The sequence below is a fragment of the Nitrospirota bacterium genome, from assembly GCA_016178585.1.
Taxonomy (GTDB): Bacteria; Nitrospirota; Nitrospiria; order JACQBW01; family JACQBW01; genus JACOTA01.
On sequence record JACOTA010000057.1, the window covers coordinates 1 to 9,350 of the forward strand.

General features: G+C 41.6%; 11 protein-coding genes. 1 reads left to right on the plus strand and 10 read right to left on the minus strand.

Annotated elements, in window-relative coordinates; all coding sequences use genetic code 11:
• Nucleotides 1-201, plus strand: a 201-nt coding sequence (locus HYR79_09415; protein ID MBI1821912.1) for an XRE family transcriptional regulator, incomplete at its 5' end; no start/stop codon positions are given.
• A 258-nt stretch (nt 202-459) separates the two neighbouring features.
• Here HYR79_09415 and HYR79_09420 read toward each other — a convergent pair.
• From HYR79_09420 to HYR79_09465, 10 genes are all read right to left on the minus strand, one after another.
• On the minus strand, nt 460-879 hold the full coding sequence (locus tag HYR79_09420) for a PIN domain-containing protein (protein MBI1821913.1): 420 nt from the start codon (nt 877-879) through the stop codon (nt 460-462).
• Entirely contained in the window at nt 869-1,105 is a 237-nt protein-coding gene (locus HYR79_09425) for a hypothetical protein (GenBank protein ID MBI1821914.1), read from the minus strand. Before HYR79_09425 ends, HYR79_09420 begins: the two co-directional genes overlap by 11 nt.
• Nucleotides 1,106-1,352: 247 nt before the next feature.
• Nucleotides 1,353-1,685, minus strand: coding sequence for a tetratricopeptide repeat protein (locus tag HYR79_09430; protein ID MBI1821915.1), 333 nt, complete (start codon nt 1,683-1,685; stop codon nt 1,353-1,355).
• 347 nt (nt 1,686-2,032) lie between these two features.
• Nucleotides 2,033-3,646: a 3-dehydroquinate synthase gene (locus HYR79_09435; GenBank protein ID MBI1821916.1), complete on the minus strand. Its 1,614-nt coding sequence runs from the start codon at nt 3,644-3,646 to the stop codon at nt 2,033-2,035.
• A gap of 120 nt (nt 3,647-3,766) precedes the next feature.
• Nucleotides 3,767-6,139, minus strand: coding sequence for a type IV pilus secretin PilQ (gene pilQ / locus HYR79_09440; GenBank protein MBI1821917.1), 2,373 nt, complete (start codon nt 6,137-6,139; stop codon nt 3,767-3,769).
• A complete protein-coding gene (locus HYR79_09445; GenBank protein MBI1821918.1) occupies nt 6,136-6,717 on the minus strand; it encodes a pilus assembly protein PilP in 582 nt (193 codons plus the stop codon). Before HYR79_09445 ends, pilQ begins: the two co-directional genes overlap by 4 nt.
• On the minus strand, nt 6,714-7,319 hold the full coding sequence (pilO, locus tag HYR79_09450; protein ID MBI1821919.1) for a type 4a pilus biogenesis protein PilO: 606 nt from the start codon (nt 7,317-7,319) through the stop codon (nt 6,714-6,716). Before pilO ends, HYR79_09445 begins: the two co-directional genes overlap by 4 nt.
• A gap of 14 nt (nt 7,320-7,333) precedes the next feature.
• Nucleotides 7,334-7,888: a PilN domain-containing protein gene (locus HYR79_09455; GenBank protein MBI1821920.1), complete on the minus strand. Its 555-nt coding sequence runs from the start codon at nt 7,886-7,888 to the stop codon at nt 7,334-7,336.
• A complete protein-coding gene (gene pilM, locus HYR79_09460) occupies nt 7,888-8,952 on the minus strand; it encodes a type IV pilus assembly protein PilM (GenBank protein MBI1821921.1) in 1,065 nt (354 codons plus the stop codon). Before pilM ends, HYR79_09455 begins: the two co-directional genes overlap by 1 nt.
• A 33-nt stretch (nt 8,953-8,985) precedes the next feature.
• Entirely contained in the window at nt 8,986-9,186 is a 201-nt protein-coding gene (locus HYR79_09465; protein MBI1821922.1) for a MerR family transcriptional regulator, read from the minus strand.
• Between the last annotated feature and the right edge of the window lie 164 nt (nt 9,187-9,350).

A 9,350-nucleotide genomic window follows, 5' to 3' on the forward strand; every position in this document is an offset into this window, starting at 1 on the left:
AAGGCTGCACAAATCCTTGGATTGACTCAACCGAAACTCTCGAACCTGTTAAGTGGAAAATTCCGGGGAATTAGCGAAGCGAAGATGTTGGAATGTCTGGCTCGTCTTGGCCGGGACGTAAAGATTGTAGTGGGTGCCCCCGTAAGAGGCAAGACGCTGGTCGTGTTAAAGTGGTCTTTGCCTGATTCGAAATACGGCTAAGACACTTCCGTTGATTAGCATTCAATAATCTGACAAAGAACTCGACGAATCCCATTTATAACCATTGGATAGAATGGCGGATGATGACCTTGAGACTTACAGGAAAAAAAAATCATAATTTTAAGAGGCAAGCGGTTTTGAATCCATTTACAAAGATGTAACTGTTAACATTAGACCAAAAGACTTGAATAGAGGTTTATTGTTTCTTGCATAGATTATATCTCGGATTAAGCATTCGCTCTTTACGTTACGAGTTGATTACAAAAGCGGATTGATAATTTGCACCCCCTCAATCACCTGACCATGTCGAAGGTCTTCACTTAAAATTTTATTACACTGAGACAGGATGGCCGCACTGATGATATTTGCATCCCAAAACGAAAGATGATATTTTTGAACAATTTCAAAAGTCTTTTCAAGAGAACTCCGGTCTTCCATGTAAATATTCCAGCTGAATAAATCTAAAATTGCCGCCTTCGCGCTTTTAAAATCCATTTTTACAGGGAGCTTAGCCGTAACCGTCACAAAAAACTCTTTTAGAACCTGAAGACTGAGCACCCCATTTGAAGTTTCCCAGAGATCTTTTAATATCTGAGTTGCTTTTTCTTTTTTAACCCTATCTGAACTGTCAAAACAATATACCAATATATTGGTATCCAAAAAAATCTTATCTTTCATGAAGCGCATCTCTTTGGAATTGACGTTTTGAATAATTCAGAAAATATTTTTTACGGGTTAATTTGAAAAAATCTTCCTTTGCCTCCTCATTCTTTTTTTCTGATTTTAAAATTGATTCCAGGTAATCAGCCAGTAATTGGGAAACGCTGGTATCTTTCTGAGCCGCTAAAACTTTTGCTTCTTTTGCAAGCTCTTCTTCCAACGTAATGGTAATATTTCTTTTCATAGACATCTCCTCACAGAAATAATGTTACACGATTTCTGCGTAAACTTCAAGTGTGCTTTTCTTGTGCTAGATTAAACCAAAACAAATGGAATTCTCAGGAATAGATAGAAACAATGGACTGCTTTAAATTGATTGATTTTTAAGACGTTTACGGAAAACCAGCCTAAAATCAAGCCCTTGTTAAAATTCATTGAATCCAACTGGCAGTCTGAAGGTCGCGAGTTCGATCCTCGCCAGCTCCACTTCTCTACTTTTTCATCGAAAGGAGCCGTGCTTTCGCCTGCTCATCTTCGGCTTCCTTGATCATCCCCTTTTTTTGATACAAACGCGACAGATTGGTATGCCCCATCACTTCATCCGGTGCGATTTCACAAAATCGTTGTAAAACCCGAATAGCGTCATCCAGCCGCTGAGCCCTCTGGTACATTTCTCCTAGCGCTTCGAGTCCGTTTGCAAACCCAGGATCGATTTCTATTGCCTTTTCCAGGTTTCCGATTGCTTCATTAAGTTTGTTTTCACGAAAATTTTTCATGGCTTCCCGATAAAGGGTCTTGAGTTCTTCCATCGAATGTCCTTTCATTTGCACCGAAACGTTTTTTTTAAAAAGATTTTTAAGAGCGTATGATTTTGGTCGACTTTTCCCTCTTTTGTCAAGGTTTATGCTTGACTTTTTCGGGTATTAACCTAAAATAAGAAGAATGAGTTTTTCCACAATTGAAAGGAACAGTATGGCGGCTAAAGGCACAGAACGATCACGAGAATTAAAACGAAAAAGGGTAAAAAAGAAACAAAAACTTCAGATAAAAATTAAAGAGCAGAAAAAACAATCTCGTCCTAAAAAACAAAAAACCGCGAAATAATTCTTCCAACCCATACGTAAGTCATTGAAAAACCTGGCCGTTGAGAAGGGAGTAGGTGTCCCCTTTATCAATGGATCAGGGTTATCATCGTCTTTTCAATGAGCTTGGCATCAACCGGTTTAATGACCACTTCCCCGATTGTTTTCGGAAGAATGAAATAAATCTGTCCGGCCTTGACCTTTTTGTCGAAAGCCATACTTTTTAATATCTCTTTCCTTTTTAATTTGGGCAATAAGGCTGGCAGATTAAGTGATTCAATCAGGTTTTTTTGCCTCTCCACCAAATCCTTTGAACAGTCGCCCCCGTTTAAGGCAACCGACGCCGCGAAATGCATTCCAATGGCAATCGCCTCACCATGCCGGTAGGTTTTATATCGGGTGACTGCTTCGATGGCATGACCCATCGTATGGCCGTAATTTAAGATTTTTCTTAAACCCGATTCTTTTTCATCCTGACTGACCACATGGGCTTTTATCTCACATGATCTTTTCACCAGGTGAAAAACCGTTTCAGGATCTTTCTGAAGAATCAGATCCCTGCTTTTTTCAAGAAACTCAAACAGTTTTTCGTCATCTATGACTCCGTACTTGATGACCTCGGCCAAACCTGAAGTGTAATCTCTTTTCTTAAGGGTTTGAAGAAATTCCGTATCCATCCACACAAATCCTGGCTGGTGAAAGATCCCGATCAGATTTTTCCCCAAAGGGTGATTGACCCCGGTTTTTCCTCCGATACTTGAATCGACCTGGGCGATTAAGGTCGTAGGAACTTGAACAAACGGCGTCCCTCTTAAAAAAGTGCCTGAGACAAAACCTGCGAGGTCTCCAATGACACCTCCCCCGAAAGCAAGAATAGGAGACCCTCTTTCAAACTTATTTTTTAACAATTCCCCTATCGCGTAATTGACCCATCGAATATTTTTATATCGTTCCCCATCCGGAATTTGAATGACCAAAATTTTAAACCCCGCGCCAACCAAAGACTTCCTCAGCGCCGCACCATGAAGTTTCCAGACGAGCGGATTTGTCATTACCGCAACTTTACCTTTATGCTGTCGTCCGAGGTATTCTCCCAATTGAAAGACGGTCCCTCTTCCCAAAAGAATAGGATAGGTTCGTTCTCCCCCTAATTGAACCTGTACAGATAGAGGACAATTTGAAGAATGTTTCAATATTTTCTCCTTAATGTTTTTATAAATTTCCTGAGGTGTTTTTTGATCGGTTTCGATGACCCATTCAGCAGCTTGATAGGTCAATTCTCTCTCTCTCATTAAGGCCTTAATTTCTCCAAGAGGGTTGTCACCCCTTAACAAAGGCCGATGTTTTTCGTTTTTAACTCTTTTTAAAATTTCTTCCGCCGAGGCTCTTAAACAAATTAAACAACCTATTTTTTTTAAATTCTTAAGATTTTCAGGTTTTAATAGGGCCCCTCCGCCTGTTGCAACGATAAGGGAATCATCTCTTTGAGAAATGTGCCGAATCACCTCTTTTTCGATTTCCCTAAAGTAATTTTCCCCTTTTCTTTCAAAAATTTCAGAAATGGAGAATCCTTCCTTTTCTTCGATGACCTGGTCGGTATCCAAAAAGGTATACCCGGTCTGTTTTGCCAACAATTTTCCCACTGTTGATTTTCCGACACCCATAAAACCAACAAGAACAATATTCTTATGAAATTTTTGCAACGAACCGTCCTCTATTATTTTCAGGATTATTATAGCTGAAAAGGGAATAAAATGGCTAGGGGGGGAGAAAAACGCGCAGGGGAGGTTTTTAAGCCTTCCCCTGCTTTAAAAGGGTAAAATTTATTTCATGATTTTTGGTGTGAGGAAAACAAGTAGCTCTGAAGTGTTTTCATCCACTTGATGATTCTTAAAAAACCACCCCAAGATCGGGATTTTCGATAAAATGGGAACCCCGCTCGTGGAATCCGCCTTGCTGGTTTCATAAATACCGCCAATAACGGCGGTATCCCCGTCTTTCACCAAAATATTGGTGCTCGCCTGTTTCTTTAAAATACTGGGTCCGGCAGCCCCCTGGCGCGTTGATCCCGGAGCGTTTTTAGCGGTATTGATTTTCATAATCACGCTTCCATCAGCGGTCACATGAGGCGTAACGGTCAGGGTCAAATTGGCATCAACAAAAGTCGTCTGTGTTCCCGACAGGGAAGTTGTGGCAAAAGGGATTGATTCACCTTGCTCAATTTTTGCCTCCATGTTATCCAGCACCGCAATTTTTGGAGTGGAAATGATCTTGGTTAATCCCCGGGCCTCTCCAGCGGAAATGCGAAGATCTAAATTAAGGGGATTCCCTGTTAACGTCCCAAAGCTAAACCCAACACCGCCAAAGGGAGAGGCAGCGGGTAAATTCACGGCAAAACCAGGCGTCTGAGCGTTAAATGGACCTGAAATCCCGGAGGTAATGCCAATTTGATTGGTATTATTATTAATGACCTGGGAAGTTTGAGCCCCCCACTGAACCCCTAAACTTTGGGTATAGGTGGGACTGACCTGAACGATCCTGGCCTCAATCAGCACTTGAGGTGTTCGGCTATCCAGAGTTTTAATCAGGTCAGCCACCTGGTTAATATTTTTTTCAATATCTTTAATCACCAATGAATTCGTTCGGATATCGGCTGTAATCTCGCCCCGACTACTCATATTTTTTTTCAGGGGCTCCATCATTTCGACAGCCTTCGCGTAATTCACATGAATGACCTGCGTTACCAAATCTTCTGTTTTAATCTGGGAGTCTTTAACCTTCAACTCGTCATCTTGTTGTTTCGTGATATTTGCGAGGCTGGTGACACGGATGATATTACCCTCCCGGATCTGGCCTAAATTGTTCATCTTTAAAACCAGATCCAGAGCCTGATCCCATGGCACATTTTTTAATTTTAAGTTGACCTTCCCTTTTACTTCATCACCGATCACAAAATTGAATCCGCTGACTTCCGAAATAATTCTTAAAACGTTGGAAATCTCCGTATCCTGAAAATTAAGGAAAATCTTTTCTCCCACATACCTTTTCCTGGTGGTTTGCGTTCTTTCCACAAAAAGGATATTCCCTTTCTTCGGACGTTTTACCATGTTTTGGGGCGGAGCAGGAGCCGCGGCTTCAGGGGGAGAAGGTTCGGAAGGCTTCTCCTCTTTGGCCACTTCATTTTTGCTTTCGGGCTCATTCTGGACCGCCGTCTCACCGTTAGCCTGAGAAACGGGTTGGGGGACACCACTCTTCATCAAATGAACCGTGAAAACGTTTTCATCCGATTCGGTCGTAAAGGGAACATTCTCAGAGAGGTCAAGCACAATCCGGACTTTCTTGGGTGCAGGGTGTTGGCCAATTCTGATTTTTTCGACAGGAGGCAGATGAACCTTTTGAATTAAGGGACGAATCTCTTGAGTCGCACCGTTAATATCAATCACCAGACGATTCCCTTTCAGCTTAAACACCCTGGGAGCTGAGAACTCCCCGGAGATCATCACATCAACGGTCTGCTCAGTTTGATCAACCTTTATCGATTCGACATGATTTTTTCTTGTCGCAACTTTCTGTTTTTCTTCAGGAGACGGGCCGGAGGCCTGATTTTCCGCCGCCGGAGCGGTGTCCTTTGAACCTTCGGATGACGCAGAAGTTTCGGAGGTGGAAATGGCGGAAGGCGTCAGGTTAAACCCGGGCATCGAATCAGATCCCGCTTTTTCCTTACTGTCTTCTTTTGTTAATTCAACCTGTTCTGGAGGATTTGCACCCAGGTCCTTTTTCGGTATATCGACAACTAATGTTAATCCCTCTTTTCTGATAGCGGGCTCAACCTGATTTAACAATCCGATTTCAAGTCGTACGGCTTTAAAGGGTTGTGCATTTTCTATGGGAACGATACTGGTTACGGAGCCGAGATTAACATCTATTTTTTCTTTATAATTTCCTGAAGAGATTCCAGAGAGATCAACCACATACCGCAGGGGATCGGTTAAGGAAAAAGCCGTATAAGAAATCGCTTTGTCCCCTTCTATCACAATCTCGGTTTTATCCGCGTAATCCATGACTTTAATGCTATTGATTTTATTTTTTTCTTTGGAACTCGATTTGAGCATTGAACTCGTCAAACCGCAGGAGATCAGTCCGATCGAAATGATCCCGAAAATCATGATCCTGTAACACCAATTAAAAATTTTCATATCTGACCTTCCTCTGGAGGACGCAGTGAAAGAATAACAGTCCGTTTTTTCTTTTCACCGCTCACTTCTGTGTAATCTTCTTCAATAAAAACGGATTGACTGGTTACTTCTTTGACTTTTCCCCGGTTTATGCCCACTTCCATCCCGGCTCTTATCGTATACCCTTTTCCATCCGGAGTTTGAACCATGGCTAGAAAATGATTTTTCTTCAGGCCCATGATCGCGACCAATTTCAAATCTGATACCGGATAATTTAAAAGAGGAAACGCTGGATTTGAAACTCTTGAACTTCCTCCCAATAAAAAAGGTTTAAACGGATCTTTTCTTCCCTCCGGATTATAGGCGTATGCCGCTGGAGGCGGCGGATCTGCTTTGAGAGCGGGAGGCGTTGTAACCTGTTGAACAGCGGGTTGAGCAGTCACAGCGACAACCGTATTTTTTTCCGGCTTTGGGGTTAAGGCATTCTTCGGAACCGGCAGAGGTCCCGCTGGAACGGGCTTTTCGGTTGTAGCGGTATTAGAACACCCGACGAAAACAAATATTAAAAAGAAGGCGAAGATATTCAAAATTCTAATCATTTTCTTTTTTCCTGGCTAGGGGAGCTTTCTTTTTTCTCAACAGACGCAAAAGCCGTTGCTAGAAAGGTTACCGGCTCAAGCCATTTTCCCTTTTCCTGTTTGGGGTTGCCCATTTTAAGATTAGAAACATTAATCACCTGGCTGAATTTGCTGATTTGATCAAAAAACATTCCAAACTCGTGATAACTTCCCAAAAATTCCACGTCCACCGGAAGCTCAACGTACAATCCGCTGGAATTCACTCTCCTCGCACCCGGCCGCCACAACTTTATTTCCAAGCCGATTTTGTTGCCTAATTTTTCAACCTGTTCAAGGAGTTGAACAGCCTGGATTTCCGGTGGGAGCTGATCTTTTTTTAAAGCGAGTTCCCTTTGAACGTTTTCCAACTCTTGTTTAAGTTCTGCCAGACGCTTGGCTCTGACTTTATTGATGTCGATTTCCCTTTTTAAATTTTCAATGTCATTCGTCAACCGGCTGATTTCCACATTATCAGGGAGATACACAAAATAAATAAATCCCCCGATAATCATCGTTAAAAGCAAAATTAAAATCACTAGTTTTTGAAGAGGAGAAATGGGATTGAGAGAATCAGAAATAGCCATTAGGAGCTTTCGCTTTACAAAGATGTAAGAATTTGAAATTTAATTTTAAAAGTAAAAATATTCACATTAGATTCCATACTTGACCTGGATTCAATGAGTTGAACATTCTGGATATATTTTGACCGGGAGAGTTGTTCAATAAACCCGACAAGGTCGGTGTTGGACATGGCCTTACCCTCCATATCCACGTTCCCGTTCTGTTCAGAGAATGTGGAAACCCACACCCGTTCCGGTAAATTCTTACTCAATTCATCTAACAGGTGAACAGGTCCGCTCTGGTTTTTTTTCAATTGGTCAATGATTTTAATTTTTTCTTGTAAAGCCTGTTTATCTCTTTCAAGATTTTCGACTTCTTTGACTTTTTCTTTAAGCGCAGCTAATTCCTTTTCATTTGCCGTCTTTTCATTTGTCAAAGCGACAATTTTATGATCGAGCCAATACCAGCCGTACAGGGTCATCAGGATTGAAAGCACAATAACGGCCAGCCCCGAGAAAAGCTGTACCTTAGCCTGATCAGCCTTTTTTACCTTTTTTGCCTTCGGAGACCCGAGTAAGTTAATTTTAATCATCAATCGCCGATTCTTCTCATTGCGAGTCCCATCGCAACCACCGTCATGGGCCCGACCTCCTGAATATAATCAGGACTAAAAGTTTTGGGATCAAACTCAATATTTTTAAAGGGGTTGACGATTTCTACCGGAAGGGTTAATTTTTCATTTAAATAGGAAACCAGTCCTTTTAATTTCGCGCCTCCTCCGCTTAAAAATATCCGGTCGATTTGCTCCTGATTGGAGGTGTTTTTAAAGTAATCGAACGTCCGCTGAATTTCTGCCGCAATTTCTCCATTCATATTTTCGATGGAATTTGCCAGGGCTTCAGGATTCACGCCCTCAATCTCTTCCCCTTTTTTAAGCCTTTCCGCCTCATCAAAGCTTAAACTAAGATCTTTTTGGATGATTTCGGTATATTTGTTTCCGCCAATCGATATATCTCTCGTAAAAGTGAAATTTCCGTTTTTAAGGATATTGATGTTCATGACCCCCGCTCCGATGTTGACCAGAGCCGTGACGCTATTATCCAAACCGTAATTAAACTCGAACATGTTTTGAATCGTAAAGGCATCCACATCGACCACGACGGGATTTAATCCGGCTTCCTGGACAAGCGTCAGGTACTCAGTCAATTTGTCTTTTTTAACCGCAACAAGCAGGACGGACATCTGTTCCTTCCCGTCAACTGATTCGGCGGGTCCTAAAATAAATGAATCGATATTGACATCATTAATATCAAACGGGATATATTGTTCGGCCTCCCATTTTATGGACTCTTCCAGTTCCTCTTCGGTCATGACCGGAACCGTAATTTTCTTAACAATAACAGAGTGACCTGAAACCGAAATCGCTACCTCCTTGACTTTCAGCTTTTGTTCTTCTACAAGAGTTTTTATCGTTTCCACAACCCTGCCGGCGTCCATCACCGTTCCATCGACAATTAACTCCGGGTCAAGTTGAGCCACTCCTAATTTTTCTAAAGCAAAGCTCTTCCGGGTTTCTTTGAGTTGGAGAAGTTTAATGCAATTGGACCCGATGTCCAATCCCACTAAAACCTTTTTTTTCCTGCCCATTCCAAACATTTCGACCTCTAAAAAATTAACCTGCTAAGGAATCTACGAATAGTTCTTCAATTTCCCGATCATTCTTTTGATTTCAACTAAATTTTGCTGGGAGTAAATTCTCCAGTTTCTCCAATCCCTCCCGATATTCGAAATTAAACCTTCTTTTTCCCATCTAAATAAAGTTGATTTCGAAATATCGAACATTCTGCAGATATCAACCGTTTTTAACCCCTTTTTAGAATTCTTTTTCATTTTAAAACGAAAAGCGCCTTTACCTAACTAGTGTCTGAACGAAAACCCTATATTTTTTACGGATGATTCGCGTTGCCCCTGCCGAAAAAATCGCTTCAACGGAAAAACATCGTCAATACGATTGTTGCCCGCATATTTATTTCCTGCTTCCTCGTATTCTTGCA